We start from the raw sequence: 14,225 nt of genomic DNA on the forward strand, positions 1-14,225 counted from the left end.
TTTGTACTCCATATGCAGGGAGAGGGCTGATGAAACGAAAACGGCTGTTCTTTGTTATGGCTTTTTGGTTTTTCCTGAGCGTTCAGACAGTATCAGCGGATTATTTTTCAGGAGACCGTATTCTGGAACTGAGGAATATGACGGGGCAGCGCATTGATATTACAAAGTCCAGAAATCAGCAGTTTCAACAGCAGCAAGTGCAGTGGCATACCCTAAGCCCGGGTCAAGTCTCCCAGTCCAATGTGCTGCAGGGCTCCTATCTCCACATCCGTCGGCACCTTGATGATGATGCCAGTGGCCGGTATCAGTCTTTTCGTTTGGGGCATCATGCCGATTTCCGCTGGTTCTGGCTGGTAAAAGGACAAAAGGCTGGAAATTTCATGCTGGATGCGGATTATGAACGGGCCAGGGGACGGGATGCTTCCCGGTAAAGCGTGATAAGATGCATGGGCCGCGGTGTGCGTAGTACGAACCGCATGGGAGGCAGGATGAAAAAAAATCCGTCAAGACTGTGTGATTGGGTTTTTCTCATTGTTTGTATGGTTGTACTTCCATCCTGTTCTCCCAAAGCGGTACCCATGGTTGTCAACAGTGAGGGGCCTTATGCGGTGGGAAACCGGGGGCCGGCGGGAGGATGGATTATTCACGACAAGGGCCATGATTCGGATGGGTGGCGATATCTGGAGGCGGCTGCTCAGGATCAGACCCCTTTGAGCTGGCGGCATAAAGGGCTGGTACGATGGGGGTGCAGCGGTCAGCCTGTTCCCGGAGCCCGGTATGCGGGCCTGGGCTGGGGAGGAGTCAATACTCAAGCGATAGTGGATGCCTGCTCAGAGCCTGACATAGCGGCCCGCCTCTGCACAGAATATCGTGGTGGAGACAGGGATGACTGGTATCTGCCCGCTCTCGATGAGCTGAATATCATCTATATACATCTTTTTCAGCAGGGTATCGGAGGATTGGGCCTTGGTGAATACTGGAGCTCAACGGAAACAACCAGAGGTTATGTCTGGTCTCATAACTTCAGCAATGGCAAGCAGCTGTATTCCGGTAAAAATCCGAAATACAGGGTGCGCTGTGTCCGTGCTTTTTCCGGGAATAAAGAATGAGGAACCGGTCATCCGAAGTCATTGTACCGGCCGGGCAACACAGGGAGATTCCATGAAATCTGCCAAAATTATTTTCACGGTATTGTGTGGTTTTCTGATCGGTGTTTCTGCGTTGGCAGGGGAATTTAAGATTCACTGTTTTGCCGATCTGGGAGAGTGTGCGTCAAAAATTGAGGGGCTTGTTTCCGAAAAATTTACCCGTCATTATCCCGCCAGCCATTTCCACATTGTTGTGATCGCTGAATTCCAGCCCTATGGCAGCGGTGGTGGTGTGGGGTATGCATTGGCCGGTGTTTCCCCTCTGCTGGAAGATGGAACGACCCAGTTTCCCATCCACCGTTTTGCCACCACCGTACGGATTAATGACAGGGTCATGGGGCCGTATGATGTTGCGGAAGAAACGGCAGAAGTGATGCGCCGTTCGGTGGAGCAGATGATGGCTGTCTGTGACCGTTCTCCGGATTGCGCCGTTCACATACCCTATCCGGGAACGGACCCCTACTGAACAGAGCAGGTTTTGTTCTTGGTTTGCTCATGCTGCGGGCAGTTCTTCTTTTTTTCTGTCCTCCCTTTTTTCTTCCGAAAAGATGGCTTCCAGTGCATTCTCCCAGGAAAATGTCATCCCCCGTTTACGGGCAGCACGGCGCATGCGGGCATGGGTCAGGGGCTGAATATCCATGCGGCTCAACAAAGAGGACAGAGCCCTTACCCATGCATCCATGTCTCCGGCAGGAAGCACTTCTCCGGTTTTACCCGGCACCACAATTTCTCTGGGGCCTCCCTTATCGGACACCAGGGCAGGAAGGCCACAGGCCTGTGCTTCCAGCACCACCATTCCAAAGGTGTCTGTGGTGCTGGGAAAAAGCAGCAGATCTGCCCCACCGTAAAGCATTGGCAGTTCTTCCCTTGGAATACGGCCCGTGAATGTAATGGCGGGGTTGGCGGCGGTCTCTTTTTTCAGATGGTCAAGGTCCGGGCCATCCCCTGCCAGTAGCATATGAACATTGTGTCCCTCTGCCTGCAGGCACCTGTGTATTTCAAGTATTTCATCAATGTTTTTGTCTTTGGAAATCCTTCCCGTATAGAGAAGGATTCTGGATGCCTCAATGCCATATTGCTGTAAGATTTTTCCGCGGGCTTCTCCGGACGGGGCAAAGAGTTCCGTATCCACGGCTCTGAGAAAAAGACGCATCCTGGAAGGTTCCAGCCCCCTTTCTGCAAGAATATCCATGTAGACCCTGCTGGGTACAAAGATTTCATCGGCAAAGGAATAAAAGAGGCGCACGGCACTGTCAACGGCATTGTAAAGGGATTCGCTGCCTGTAATGGCCTTTGCCTGAGCTGCAAAATCCGTATGGTATACGGCCTTGCAGGGCAGGTTGAGAAGTCTTGCAAGTAAAAGGCCGAGCATGCCCACCGGACCGGGGGTGGAAATACAGATTTCATCCACCTCAAAGGAGCTCAGTTTTTGGATGGCCGTAAGGATAGAGGGTACCCTGATTTCAATGTTTTCGTAGTAAGGCAGGGGGAAACCCAGAAAGGTGCTGAGATCCGTCAGGGTGTCTGGCAGAAAATCGGATGCTGTTTGAGCCATCCCGGAAGGCAGACTTGTCACAATACGTATGGGAAGCCCTTCTTTCTGCGATTTTTCCGCAATTTCCCGCAGAGTAGCCGCCACCCCGTTCATTTCATGGAAGGTATCCGTAAACCACAGGATTTTTTTTTCATAGGGTCGGGCTTCAAGGTAGTTTTCCCTGAGTTCTTCCAGAAGCCTGCGGCCATCCTGCATGTGGCGTAAAGTCATGAAAAAGGGAATGGAAAGAAAGATACCGGGAAGAAGGGAGGAAACGTTATAGATACAGTGATCAACATTGCCCTGACGCACATCGTTGACGATGGAAAGGAGAATATGTTTGAAAAAAGTATCAGAAATTTTGGTTATTGTATCATAAATCCCCTCAAGCCACAGGCCGGTATCCGGGTTTTTCATGTCCAGCACCGGATTTTCGCTCAGGGCGTCAAGGAGCAGGCGGATCTGGCTTTCTTCGTTCCATTCCTTCTCCGGATTTTTGCCATCGTTTTTTTCCGTGAACGGACGGAGGATGACATCCCCCAGGCGGGACAGGGCAGACCGGTGAAGGGATGTACTTTCTGTCATGGAAAAATCATAGGCAATTTTATACAGGGCAAAGGCGAGGGACCGGGCATCGTTGTGCTGACCATGGGCGCAGGTCTGACGGGTTTTCAGGGCATCAAGGAAAGCTTCCGGGCTTGCCGCTCCCGCAAGGGTATAGGCTTTGGCAATGAAAAGGCCGGCATGGTCGTCGGAGCCGCCGGTAAATCCTTTGATCCACGGCTTTTCTCCCATGGGAAGAATGCCGTGTTTTGTTTTCAGGTTTTCCATCCGTTCCGGAGTCAGGGAACGTAATACGGCGGTCCATGCGGTATTGGATGCCATGCTCCGGGCTCCATTGACACCTTCAAACACATTGAAAAGAAGCATCAGTTTTTCAAGCATGTCCAGCGAGAGTTTCCCATTGATAGAGTAGGTGGCGTGGGCCACGGAATGGGCCATATTTCTTTCCCGGACCAGTTCCCGAAGCTGGTAGATATCCTTTCTGGCCTTCTGTACATCCTTAAAATCCGATTCCGTAAGGCCATAAAGGAGCAGATGGATTTTACAGCCGTTTTCCGGAAAATAGGTGGTGGATTCCACCCCGGTAAAGGTTTTTGCCGGGTATTGTTCCTTGAGGATGAGGGCTGCATCCATGCAGTTGTGATCCGTTACCGTGACAAAATCCATGCCCCTTGCCATGGCCTGTTCATAAATGATTTCCGGCCGTGTGTAGGATTCGGAAGCGCCGATGCGTTGAAGAAACCAGTTGGCAGGGCGTTCGGAATACATGGAGTGGACATGAAGATCGGCTCTGGCCATGATCTTTCCTTTCATGGAGCAAGGGTTGAATTGTTTCCCGGTGTCTTTCGGAAATGGGGCGCCAGCCCCTATTCCTTGAAAGGGTATAGGGGGCATGTTTGTTCTGTATTGGCGTAGGATGGGGATTCGGTGTGGAGATATGTTGGTTCTGGCAGGAGTTTTTTTGTTTTGCTTAGGAACGATATTCACAACCATGAAAAGGGTTGACTTGATACTTTGTTTTGGTCCATTTTTATATGGGTTTGATTTTACAGGTGTATTCACCAATCATTCCAACAAGAGAAAAGGGGTGTATTTTTCAGGCCATGAAGACCTGAAGCGTAGTAAAAGATTTACAATAAAAAAGGAGTTATCAGATGAAAAAGTATTGGGGATCTTTGTTGGCAGCCTTGTTTCTGCTCGCCGCAGGAGGGATGCACCAGGAAAGCAAGGCGGCATTTACCAATGCCGATGTGGATGGACTTTACGATTATATCTGGTTCGGCCAGGGAGTTACGGATGCGGTGGATATCGACATGGATACCATTGAATTTGATGGAGCAGGCGGGTTTGCCGTGCCAGATCAGGCTCAGCAGGCAGCTACTGGCACGTATGATATGATTGAGAAGGGCCGTGTGATGGTTTTCTCCATGGCTGGTGAGGGGATGATAAGCAATGCCGGCGCTATCAGCCCGGATGCTTCCATCATTGCCATTCCTGAAACACTGGTAGATGACCATCCCGGTTATAACTTGCTGGTGCAAAGGGATTCGAGTATAGGGCCTGCAGATCTGGCTGGAAAAAGATATAATTTTGTGGATTTTTCGTATTTCAGACAAAACGGTCGTCTTGAGGTGTCAGCGGGTTATATGCAGATGAATGACCGTGGTACCTCCATGATTCCCCATGAACAATACAACAGTGTTGAGGGGGATGTGGATAAAACCTTTGATTCTTTTCCCTTCACTGTGGAAGATGGTTATCTCCGGGCGGGCAATGCTGTTAAAGGTATTATCGGTACGGGAGGGGATTTTCTTGCCATTGCTAAGAAGACAGATGGACAAGAGCCTGGGGTTGTTTTGATGTTTCGTTCAAAGAATGTGGGAGAAAGGGCCTTGCACGGTTTCTATCATCTCACCTCCTACACGGTTGACACCACTGTAACTCCTTGGGCGGCCGGTGCGGATAGCGGTCTTCTTTACGTAGATGGTAAAGGGGGCTGGTCCGTTGTGGATGGAAACATGGGGGGGACCTATCAAGTGGACGGTGATGGACGGTTGCTATTGAACCGGACCGTTCCTGTCTCTGAAACAATAACATGGTACGGGGCTGTGAGTCCTGACGGTCAGCTGTTCATTTTACCGGAAGGAAATGATGACGAACTGGGATTTACGCTGGCCGTGAAACTTCCACCCGTATCCGTAACGCTGAACTCTCCTGCGGGTGTGACCATCACTACCCAAGACTCTGCAACCCGAACAAGGATGGAGCTACAGGAAGCTTTTCAGAACGTACCGGTTGCTTTTCAGCCAATGGGTGAAGTGTTTGAGTTCGAAGCAACCGTATCTTCAGGCACACCCAGTGTATTCACCTATGTTGTTAGTGATTTGACTGGAAGTGTAGGAGATCTGACACTGCTGAAGCTGAAAGAGAATGATGACAGTCTGGCTTTCACCTATGCGGAAGAAGCTCAGACCCAAAATCCTGTGGACGGTATGTGGTGGATTACAAGGGGTAATGTGTATCAGACAAGGGCAGGCACCGTGAACCATGGTACCAGTTATACCATCCATTTTGCCATTGAAGACAATGGTGATTATGATCTGGATCCTGCTACCGGCACTATCCGTGATCCGGCCGTACTTGGGACAGTCGTGGAAAGCCCGGGCGGGGGCGATGGAAGTGAAAGCAGCGGCTGCTTCATCCATAGCCTGATTCCTTAACCAAAACCGAAGAGTGGAGAAAAGGGGTCTTGATCTCTTTTCTCCATTTTTTGTTTGGGCGTTGGATCGGGAGTTCCATTTATGGGATGTTCAGCGGGTTCCGTTAGGCTGATGGCGAAGAGCAGATCCGGTCTGCCCGGACCGATGCCACCGTAAGCTCAGACAGCCCCTTTCCTGTATGGTGTCATTTTTATGGCAGAGTAGTCTGTCTGGCCTTTTGACAGACCTGATGATGTTTCCTGAAGCTTTCCCGCATCTGTGGTCATGCAGGTTATCCGTTGCCACAAAACAAATACGGCCATGCTGGTGTTCCGTGGTATATTATACAACAATTTCATCCACCCATTTCTGGGCCTTTCGTAAAGAAGAAAAAGGCTTTGAAGGATTTTGTGCCTGATCCTGTCCGGACAAAACCCTGGTGCAGGCATTGGGGCCACGCGGTGGAAACAATGTTGATCAGGCTGGATCGGATCATAAACCATGCTGTGTTACGAATAAGGCCCGAAGCCCGCTTGACAAGGTATCCCTTGTTTCAGATGTGATCACCCCGTCAGGTATTTTTATTTGCCTTGTGTGGGAAATGAACTTTTTAGCATGTGGTGTTTGATTGGTAAAAATACCATAAAAGCTTTTTTCTTTGCAGTATGTAAGAAAAGAAAGCTCTGAAATAAAGAAACAACATAAAAGCCATGTGACTTTTTCGCTACACATTGCCGGAGCAGTGCGCTGTCGGTCTCGGGGACTGCTAATGATTGCTGCTGACAAAAGTGAGAAATGATATGTGGCCTCACGTATCAGGAGATCGCCGTGAAAAAATTGCTTTCCATTCTCAGTATTCTCATTTTTAACGGCTGCCTGGGAATGCCGGAGTCCGTGCAGCCGGTTACGGGTTTTGAGCTGAACCGGTATCTGGGGAAGTGGTATGAGATTGCCCGGCTGGATCATTCTTTTGAAAAGGGGCTGACCCATGTCACCGCTGAATATGATTTGAGAAAGGACGGTGGTCTCCGGGTTCGTAACCGGGGTTTTTTGGCATCGGAAAACCGATGGAAAGAGGCGGAGGGGAAGGCATATTTTGTGGGCAGCCATTCGGAAGGCTATCTGAAAGTCTCCTTCTTTGGTCCCTTTTATGGCTCTTATGTGGTTTTTGGACTGGATCATGAAAACTATCAGTACGCTTTTGTTTCTGGGCCAAAAACAAACTATCTGTGGCTTCTGTCCCGGACACCCACCGTTGAGCCGGAAATCCTGAAGGAATTCATCACCATGTCCAAAAAAGGTGGTTTTGACACGGAAGCTCTGATTTTTGTTCAGCAGAACTGACAGGCCGTAACGCTTTGTTCTTCCGGTGGACAGATCCGCCTGGCGGTGCCAACAGAGTAGGCGCTGCCAAATATGTGGGCGCAAACAGAGGTGTCCGGGTTGTCATGTGTGCCTTGCAAGGGTCTGGAATCAACGCTTCAATGGTGTGGCATGAGGTGTGCAATTTTATCGAATCAGTGTTTTTTCAGGATTAACAGACCAGGGAGGTATACCCATGAAAACGGTGATCCCGCTTCGCATCGCCGCTATCCGCAGTGTCCGGATTCTTATCCTTATTGCTGCGGTGATACTTTTCACCGCAGGACATCTTTCAGCGCGGACCCTCATTTGCCAAAATAACCCCGACTACTTCAGTAAGCGTTGCACCCTTCATCCTTACGCCGTTACCCGGGTTGTGGATGGTCAGGTTGTAAAGGGGCATCTTGTCGGTTGTCAGTTTAAATCCTACACCTGTATGGACGGGGTATGCAGGGATAATTACGGACCTCTCGAGATCCCTTATGCCATTTCCATGGATGATCATCAGGGGTTCTGCCGTCAGCTCTGCAACAATCCCCCCTGCAGCGATCCTCTGGGGTGGCAGTAATCTTTTTAAGGCTTCACCGCATGGTAGCGTATCTGGTACTCCGGGATATTATCTGACATCGTAATAAAGGGAACTGATCATGAAAACAATAAAAGTACTGCTTTTCAATGCCCTTCTGGCTCCGGCCCTGATCCTCATGGCCGTTCCTGCTTCCCATGCCGCATCAGGCACCTACATTGACTGTATCCATGGTTGTCCTGATCTGATTGTCTGCACCAATTGTTGTAATCAGGTTTTCAGCTCCATTCTGGCGACATGCGATGCCAGCCGGGATCAATGTGAGGCCCTCTGCCCTCCGGGGAATATGGACTGCCTTGATGCCTGTATGCGTGCCAGAAATAATTGTCTCATGCGGGACAGGCGGGATTTCAGCTGTCCGCAATGGGTGGAAGGCAGCTCGAAATCCGGCCTGGGCAGCGGAACAGGTACCGATATTTTTTTTAAAAGGAGCGCCCCCCAATCCGGCATGTCCATGAAATCCAGTCAATGTCAGGCCTGTCATGGTGACTGGTGAAGAATGAACCATGGTTGTATGAATAAAAAAGCTGTAAGGACGGATGCTTTCCTGTCCACTTTCAATCCCTTCTTAATCTGGATGTTTCTATGCAAAAGATAGATCTTGCCACCTATAAGCGAAGGGGGATGTTTGCGGCCTTCAAGGATCGTGACATTCCTTTTTTTTCAACATCGAGTCATGTTGACATAACAAATCTGAAAAAATTTACGGATCTCCATGGCTGTGGTTTTTTTCTGTCCATCAGCTTTCTGATTACAAAATCCGTCAATCTTGTGCCGGAACTGCGTCAGCGGGTCATTGATGGGGATGTATTTGAATTCAGCAGGGTGGATCCGGGCTATACCGTGCTGCTGGAGGATGAGACCTTTTCCTTTTGTGATTCCCGGTATTTTGATTCTTTTGATGAGTACCGAAGATATTCGGAAGCTAAAATAAATGAAGTCAAGGAGTGTCCCGACCAGAGTTCCGGTGAAAAGCACCACATGTTTTTTATCACCAATGTGCCCTGGTTCAGCTTTACATCCATGGTGCATCCCTATGATAAGCAATATGCATACATCCCTGTGCTTACCATTGGAAAATATTTTTATGAGGGAAACAGACTGCTGGCCCCCATAGGAATTCAGGTTAACCATGCTCTGGTAGATGGTATCCATGTCGGTAAATTTTACCAGCAACTGGCGGAGATGTGTGACCGTCCGGAGCGCTGGCTGTCTGTCGGCAGCCCTCAGGCCTGATGCTCTGTCAGGTGAGATCTGCAAACGGCCGACTGGATTGGCCTTAAGGGCTGTGCTGACCTGACCGGGTCTCTGGGTGTATGATGAATGACTTCAAGTGCTTATTGAGAACCTGTACCATGAGAGGGATCTGATTCCCGGGGCCATGGGCCAGAAGACGAGGATGCGGCAGGAACAGCCAAAAATATGCAGGGAAGAATTTTTATTCATGATGTTGCGGAAAGGGTGGGCCGTGCAGAGGGAAAAGGTACCACCCCTTTTTGTGCACCAACCGGGAGGGTCTCCATGGGTGGAACAGATTGGGTAAGCAAGGGCTTCCGTTATCTGTGCCATCTGGCTTTGGCAGGTGGGATGGTGCTGGCATTGTTCACTGTCGCTATTTTTCAGGGAAGCGTTGCCAATACCGGTCCTGCCTTGGCATATGGAGAGGTGGCGTACAGGGGGGCGCAGGCTCATGGGGATCAGGGCCTGATTCCCTTGCGGGTTCAGGATGCTCTGGCTGACTGTGAACAGAAATCAGGCCTTTCTTCTGATGACTTGAAGGATACAGGTCCGGGTCTTCAGGGGGTAATTCCCACACGGCAGGGTTGCGTTGGGGAAGGGGAGTATAGTTCGGCCTCAGCGCTGCCGCATGTGCGGGAAGCGGCCAGTCTTCCGGATGTCCGACTCTCGCTTTTTGCCGATCCTGAGACCTCCATACCCGTTTCTGGGCGTTATAGCCGGATTGATCCTTTGTTTTTGAAAATTGAAATGACAGGCGGTACCATGCCGGGAAAAGATGAAGCCGATCTCTTTTTTAGGCTTGTACGGCAGAACCCCGAATTCTCACCGCCCGGTGGTGAGGGACAGCTTGCCCCCGGAGGCCGGACTTTTTCTTTCCCCTTGCCCCGTACTTTCGTCACCACTCTGGACATGGAACCGGATAAGGTTCTTCCCGCAGGGGACTATATCCTTACCCTTGTTCTGAGATCCTATGAGGATCATCTTGCTGGCACCAATGGGGGAGACAGCTCCCATCAGCTCAGCATTCAGATAGTGAAAGACCGGAGTGAGCTGAACTATGAACTGCTCATGGCTTCCCATGACGGAGATCTGAAAGCGGTTCAAAAACGGCTGGCTGAAGGGGCCAATGTTCATTTTTCCGATGGACAGGGACTGACAGCCCTCCATTACGCGGCCCTTTTCAATCATCGGGCTGTCATGGAGTTTCTGCTGCAAAAGGGTGCAGCGATTCAGGCAATGGATTACCGGGGCAATCCTCCCGGTTATTATCTGTACTGGGGATACGGACAGAAAGCCGGTGTTGCCGCACGCTACGGTTACAGGGAACCGGAGGATAAGAAAAAACAAAGGGCTGCGGCACAGGCCGTTTTCCGGGAAATGATGGAAGGTATGGGGCAGGGTATCAGAGAGGGGCTGGAGGATGCAGCCCGGGCTTCCCGCAGCCCGGTTTTTCTTCCCTATGATGGCCTGCATGGCATGCCTCCTGTTGCCGGAAATGAGAGGGTGGCAGCAGCTATTTCAAAAGAGAGGCCCGGAACGGTGGTCCGTTATGAAGTCAGGCTGGGTCCGTCAGACGATTCGATTCTGGAAGATCACAGAGGTCGGGGAGATCACTGGAATGGCTATGGGGCTCTGGGCTGGCAGGAAGCTCAGGGCAGATGGCCGTCCGGAGAGGTGAAGGTTACCATTGCAGGTCATACCTTCTGGATGGCGGGGGTGGATGCGGAGAGGTTGGTTGCGTGGCTGAACGGCCGTATGAAACCTGTTTCAAGAGACAATCGGTGGGACCGAAGGCCCGGTAAGTTCCGGTGGAAGTATATTCAGCTGATGCAGTGGACAGAAAATCCGGCCACTCCCTCCCGGGTGATCTATGAAGGCAGAATTTCCAGCACCCGCATTGTCATTGGCAATCAGGGCCAGTGAAAGTGCGTTTGGGAACGGATACGGCAGAGATGTCTGGAGCCTTTACAACGATCTTACACCGGGTTGTACATACAGGCCGGGGAGAAGGGCTTCATCGGAATATCCGGACTACTCTCTGGTCAAAGAGGTTACAAAAATGAGCTCGCAAGCACCCTGACCCGTATCCTCCCGGGTAAGAGAACTGATCCATCGCCAGCCATCGGCGGCATCCGCGCGCACCAGAAATCCCCTGATCTGAATAATGTCATCTTTGCGTACGGCCAGCATGGATGCTTCTACCCGTTCATCGGCTGGAATGAGATGCATATTGGAGCTGTGGGTTTCCATTTCTCTTCTGGGGATGGGAAAATGGTCCGTTTTCCATCGGTACCACCGGCCGGATTGGGAAATGCGGATCTTATCCAGTACGCTAGAGTCGGACATGCGACCCCATCCAAGGGCCATGTCCAGGGGAGAAAGTTCTGCTTCCCGGCCTGTGGCATATCGTTTTGTGGAGAGCACCCTGGCCCGCAGTTCCATATGGGCCAGGGGTGTAAGGGTGTAATTCCTGAAAGGAAAAGGTGCGGGCAGATTGACCGTGGACTGCGTGGGCATTTCGGGGACGATCACACCCGATGGCATGGCCGCATTGTTTCCTTTGAAGAAGATATAACCAGCTGCAAATAGCAGAAAGATCCATAGTAGTTTTTTCATATGTCCGTCCTTTTCGATGGTGCCCGGTTTCTGCCTTGATTTTTTAGCAGAATCTTTTTTTTCTGGCCAGAAAGACCGGCCTTTTCCCTTTTACTCTTTTGGTCTTGACAGTATGTTCCTGCTTCTGAAAAATATATGTTTTGCAGGGGTTTTAATGTGACAAGAGCCGTCAGGCAAGGAGCCAATATGTTTACAGCGTTGGAAATGATGAACCAGAAGCCGGAACCATTTGAGTTTTATACGGCGGCAGATCTGTGGACGGATGCGCATACATCGGAGCGGATGCTAGCCTGCCATCTGGATGACTCCCTGGATCTTTCATCCCGGAATGCTCCCTTTATCCGTAAATCTGTGGAGTGGATTACGTCTGTCTTTACGAGTAAGAGGAACATTGCCCTTGCGGATTTCGGCTGTGGACCTGGATTGTACACAACGCCTCTGGCCAGACAGGGTGCAAAGGTCACGGGCATTGATTTTTCAGAAAGATCCATTGCCCATGCAAGAAAAACAGCGGCTAATGAGGGCTTGGATATTCGCTACATGGTGGCAAATTATCTGGATTGTGCCATCGAAGATCGTTTTGACCTGATTCTGATGATCATGTGCGACTTCTGTGCACTGAGTCCTTCGCAAAGAAAGGCAATGCTGAAGAAGTTCAACTCTTTGCTGAGACCGGGAGGCTCGGTTCTGCTGGATGTCTATTCCCTGAAGGCTTTTGAAGAACGGGAAGAGGCTGTGGAGTATGGACCGGATTTTCTTAACGGATTCTGGTCTCCGGATAAATATTATGGGTTTCTGCATACCTTTACCTATCAAAAAGAAAAGGTGGTGCTGGATCAGTATACCATTGTTGAGGCCCATCGTACGAGAACGGTGTATAACTGGTTGCAGTATTTTTCGCCGGAAGGGTTGGAAAAGGAGTTTATGGAAAGTGGTTTCTGCATAGAAGCGTTTTATTCTGATGTTGCCGGAACTCCTTTTCATACGGATTCCAGAGAATTTGCTGTGATTGCAACAAAAAGGTAGCCTTTCTCCGAATTTGTCTGACTTGGCTGATCCCACAGGGACTGTTTTGGGCTGTTCTGGTTTTTTCTGAAAGTTTATGGTTTGAGCCGCCTTTGCCTCATTCGTTCAGAGCCGCCCGGCCAGATATGGATATCTTTCTGCCCATGAACGGCTACTTTTCACCATCCCAAAAATATTCGAAAGTAGAGAATATTTTTGGGGGAAATCCTTGCTATGATATTTTCCACGGGGTACAAAATTTTTGCACAGCCTCAGCGGTGAAAAATGTAAAGCAGGCTGGTGGATCTTTTGGGGTAATGGCACGGATAAGCTGAATAACCGGTTTGGAACATTTCGGCAGGCAGGGATTTGTCCTTTGCTGAAGGTCTCGATATGGAGCACTGAACAGTGAGCGTTGTTAATGTTGCTAATATTATTAAAAACATTCAGAACCGCATTCATACATTTGCCCGTGAAAGCGAATCCATTGCCGCGCAGACACGCATTCTGTCAATTAATGCCACCATTGAAGCTGCAAGAGCGGGTGAAGCTGGTAAAAGCTTTGGAGTGGTTGCACAGGAAATTCGTAATCTGGCATCACAGACAGCATCCAACTCAAAGGAGTTGCGCCGGGATGTTGAGGAACTGGAATTGGTAAAGGGCCAGTTTGAACAGAAAGAAAACATGCGACTGGCAGAAATGGCGCAGGCCCTGGTGCAGCTGATTGTGAGAAATCTTTATGAACGCACAGCCGATGTCCGCTGGTGGGCAACGGATGGTGCTTTGCATAAATGTCTGGAATTTCCTGACCGTCAGGCCATTGCAGACGCAGCTGCTCGTCTGGAAGTGATTAACCGTTTTTACACCGTGTATCTGAATCTTGTGCTGGTGAATCCGGATGGTGAGGTACTTGCGTGTTCACGGCCGGGGGATTACCCCCATATGGTTGGCAGTAATCTGAGCCGTAGAAGTTGGGTGAAAAAGGCACTGGCAACCACCAGCGGAGATCAGTATGCGGTAGAAGCGGTTTTTCGGGATCAGAGCTACGGTAACCGTCTGGTTGCCGTATATGCGACTGCGGTACGTAGAGGTGGTCAAATTGGCGGCAAGGTGGTTGGGGCCTTGGGTGTGTATTTTGATTGGGAAACTCAGTCGGATTCCATTGTGAGAAATGAACCGAATCTCACAGAGGAAGAATGGAGACGAACCCGAGTATTGCTGCTGGATCATAACAGAATCATTATCGCATCTTCTGATGCTAAGGATCTCATGGCAACTTTCCGGTTGAATGAGAGAAGTGGCGACAAAGGCTATTATAATGAGGGTGGGCATGTAATTGCTTATGCGAAAACCCTTGGTTATGAGGGGTATGACGGATTAGGGTGGTATGGTACTATTGTGCAGAAAACAGAGGAACAGGCATAGTGCTTTTCCCTTTCATGCAAGCCATATGGCTATGCCGTCATTTTTTC

The 14,225-nt window shown here is 50.0% G+C and carries 13 protein-coding genes; 11 read left to right on the forward strand and 2 right to left on the reverse strand.

Annotation, left to right across the window (positions count from 1 at the left end):
* The first annotated feature begins 29 nt into the window (after nucleotides 1-29).
* From OOT00_RS05255 to OOT00_RS05265, 3 genes are read left to right on the forward strand one after another with little or no spacing between them, the layout of a single operon-like run.
* Nucleotides 30-431 carry a hypothetical protein gene (locus OOT00_RS05255; protein ID WP_265424260.1) on the forward strand — a complete coding sequence of 134 codons (402 nt, stop codon included), beginning with the start codon at nucleotides 30-32 and terminating at the stop codon, nucleotides 429-431.
* Nucleotides 432-488: 57 nt separating this feature from the next.
* Nucleotides 489-1,109, forward strand: coding sequence for an Lcl domain-containing protein (locus OOT00_RS05260; protein ID WP_265424261.1), 621 nt, complete (start codon nucleotides 489-491; stop codon nucleotides 1,107-1,109).
* A gap of 52 nt (nucleotides 1,110-1,161) precedes the next feature.
* Nucleotides 1,162-1,614, forward strand: coding sequence for a hypothetical protein (locus tag OOT00_RS05265; RefSeq protein WP_265424262.1), 453 nt, complete (start codon nucleotides 1,162-1,164; stop codon nucleotides 1,612-1,614).
* A 27-nt stretch (nucleotides 1,615-1,641) separates the two neighbouring features.
* Here OOT00_RS05265 and OOT00_RS05270 read toward each other — a convergent pair whose 3' ends face one another.
* The gene (locus tag OOT00_RS05270) at nucleotides 1,642-4,044 is read right to left on the reverse strand and encodes a glycosyltransferase (protein WP_265424263.1); all 2,403 of its coding nucleotides are present in this window, start codon (nucleotides 4,042-4,044) and stop codon (nucleotides 1,642-1,644) included.
* Nucleotides 4,045-4,400: 356 nt separating this feature from the next.
* Here OOT00_RS05270 and OOT00_RS05275 point away from each other — a divergent pair, with 356 nt between their 5' ends.
* The 6 genes from OOT00_RS05275 to OOT00_RS05300 all read left to right on the forward strand — a co-directional run bounded on the left by OOT00_RS05275 (nucleotide 4,401) and on the right by OOT00_RS05300 (nucleotide 11,055).
* The gene (locus OOT00_RS05275; protein ID WP_265424264.1) at nucleotides 4,401-5,966 is read left to right on the forward strand and encodes a hypothetical protein; all 1,566 of its coding nucleotides are present in this window, start codon (nucleotides 4,401-4,403) and stop codon (nucleotides 5,964-5,966) included.
* A gap of 807 nt (nucleotides 5,967-6,773) precedes the next feature.
* Nucleotides 6,774-7,289 (forward strand): lipocalin family protein, encoded by a 516-nt coding sequence (locus tag OOT00_RS05280; protein ID WP_265424265.1) that lies wholly within the window; start codon nucleotides 6,774-6,776, stop codon nucleotides 7,287-7,289.
* 214 nt (nucleotides 7,290-7,503) lie between these two features.
* Nucleotides 7,504-7,875, forward strand: a complete 372-nt coding sequence (locus OOT00_RS05285) for a hypothetical protein (RefSeq protein ID WP_265424266.1) — start codon at nucleotides 7,504-7,506, stop codon at nucleotides 7,873-7,875.
* Between the two features lie 79 nt (nucleotides 7,876-7,954).
* A complete protein-coding gene (locus tag OOT00_RS05290) occupies nucleotides 7,955-8,389 on the forward strand; it encodes a hypothetical protein (RefSeq protein ID WP_265424267.1) in 435 nt (144 codons plus the stop codon).
* A gap of 89 nt (nucleotides 8,390-8,478) precedes the next feature.
* Nucleotides 8,479-9,129 (forward strand): CatA-like O-acetyltransferase, encoded by a 651-nt coding sequence (locus OOT00_RS05295; protein ID WP_265424268.1) that lies wholly within the window; start codon nucleotides 8,479-8,481, stop codon nucleotides 9,127-9,129.
* Nucleotides 9,130-9,414: 285 nt separating this feature from the next.
* Nucleotides 9,415-11,055, forward strand: coding sequence for an ankyrin repeat domain-containing protein (locus tag OOT00_RS05300; protein WP_265424269.1), 1,641 nt, complete (start codon nucleotides 9,415-9,417; stop codon nucleotides 11,053-11,055).
* A 108-nt stretch (nucleotides 11,056-11,163) separates the two neighbouring features.
* Here OOT00_RS05300 and OOT00_RS05305 read toward each other — a convergent pair whose 3' ends face one another.
* Nucleotides 11,164-11,748: a hypothetical protein gene (locus OOT00_RS05305; RefSeq protein ID WP_265424270.1), complete on the reverse strand. Its 585-nt coding sequence runs from the start codon at nucleotides 11,746-11,748 to the stop codon at nucleotides 11,164-11,166.
* A 186-nt stretch (nucleotides 11,749-11,934) separates the two neighbouring features.
* Here OOT00_RS05305 and OOT00_RS05310 point away from each other — a divergent pair, with 186 nt between their 5' ends.
* Both OOT00_RS05310 and OOT00_RS05315 read left to right on the forward strand, forming a co-directional pair.
* Nucleotides 11,935-12,774: a class I SAM-dependent methyltransferase gene (locus tag OOT00_RS05310; protein WP_265424271.1), complete on the forward strand. Its 840-nt coding sequence runs from the start codon at nucleotides 11,935-11,937 to the stop codon at nucleotides 12,772-12,774.
* Nucleotides 12,775-13,161: 387 nt separating this feature from the next.
* Nucleotides 13,162-14,178, forward strand: a complete 1,017-nt coding sequence (locus tag OOT00_RS05315; protein WP_265424272.1) for a methyl-accepting chemotaxis protein — start codon at nucleotides 13,162-13,164, stop codon at nucleotides 14,176-14,178.
* The last annotated feature ends 47 nt before the right edge of the window (nucleotides 14,179-14,225 follow it).

The organism is Desulfobotulus pelophilus, assembly GCF_026155325.1.
GTDB lineage: Bacteria > Desulfobacterota > Desulfobacteria > Desulfobacterales > ASO4-4 > Desulfobotulus > Desulfobotulus pelophilus.

Excerpts from the sequence above, each read along its gene's own strand:
- OOT00_RS05275 (WP_265424264.1), top strand. The coding sequence starts at position 4,401 with ATGAAAAAGTATTGGGGATCTTTGTTGGCAGCCTTGTTTCTGCTCGCC.
- OOT00_RS05305 (WP_265424270.1), bottom strand. The coding sequence starts at position 11,748 with ATGAAAAAACTACTATGGATCTTTCTGCTATTTGCAGCTGGTTATATC.
- OOT00_RS05310 (WP_265424271.1), top strand. The coding sequence starts at position 11,935 with ATGTTTACAGCGTTGGAAATGATGAACCAGAAGCCGGAACCATTTGAG.
- OOT00_RS05285 (WP_265424266.1), top strand. The coding sequence starts at position 7,504 with ATGAAAACGGTGATCCCGCTTCGCATCGCCGCTATCCGCAGTGTCCGG.
- OOT00_RS05300 (WP_265424269.1), top strand. The coding sequence starts at position 9,415 with ATGGGTGGAACAGATTGGGTAAGCAAGGGCTTCCGTTATCTGTGCCAT.
- OOT00_RS05270 (WP_265424263.1), bottom strand. The coding sequence starts at position 4,044 with ATGGCCAGAGCCGATCTTCATGTCCACTCCATGTATTCCGAACGCCCT.
- OOT00_RS05295 (WP_265424268.1), top strand. The coding sequence starts at position 8,479 with ATGCAAAAGATAGATCTTGCCACCTATAAGCGAAGGGGGATGTTTGCG.
- OOT00_RS05255 (WP_265424260.1), top strand. The coding sequence starts at position 30 with ATGAAACGAAAACGGCTGTTCTTTGTTATGGCTTTTTGGTTTTTCCTG.
- OOT00_RS05265 (WP_265424262.1), top strand. The coding sequence starts at position 1,162 with ATGAAATCTGCCAAAATTATTTTCACGGTATTGTGTGGTTTTCTGATC.
- OOT00_RS05290 (WP_265424267.1), top strand. The coding sequence starts at position 7,955 with ATGAAAACAATAAAAGTACTGCTTTTCAATGCCCTTCTGGCTCCGGCC.
- OOT00_RS05260 (WP_265424261.1), top strand. The coding sequence starts at position 489 with ATGAAAAAAAATCCGTCAAGACTGTGTGATTGGGTTTTTCTCATTGTT.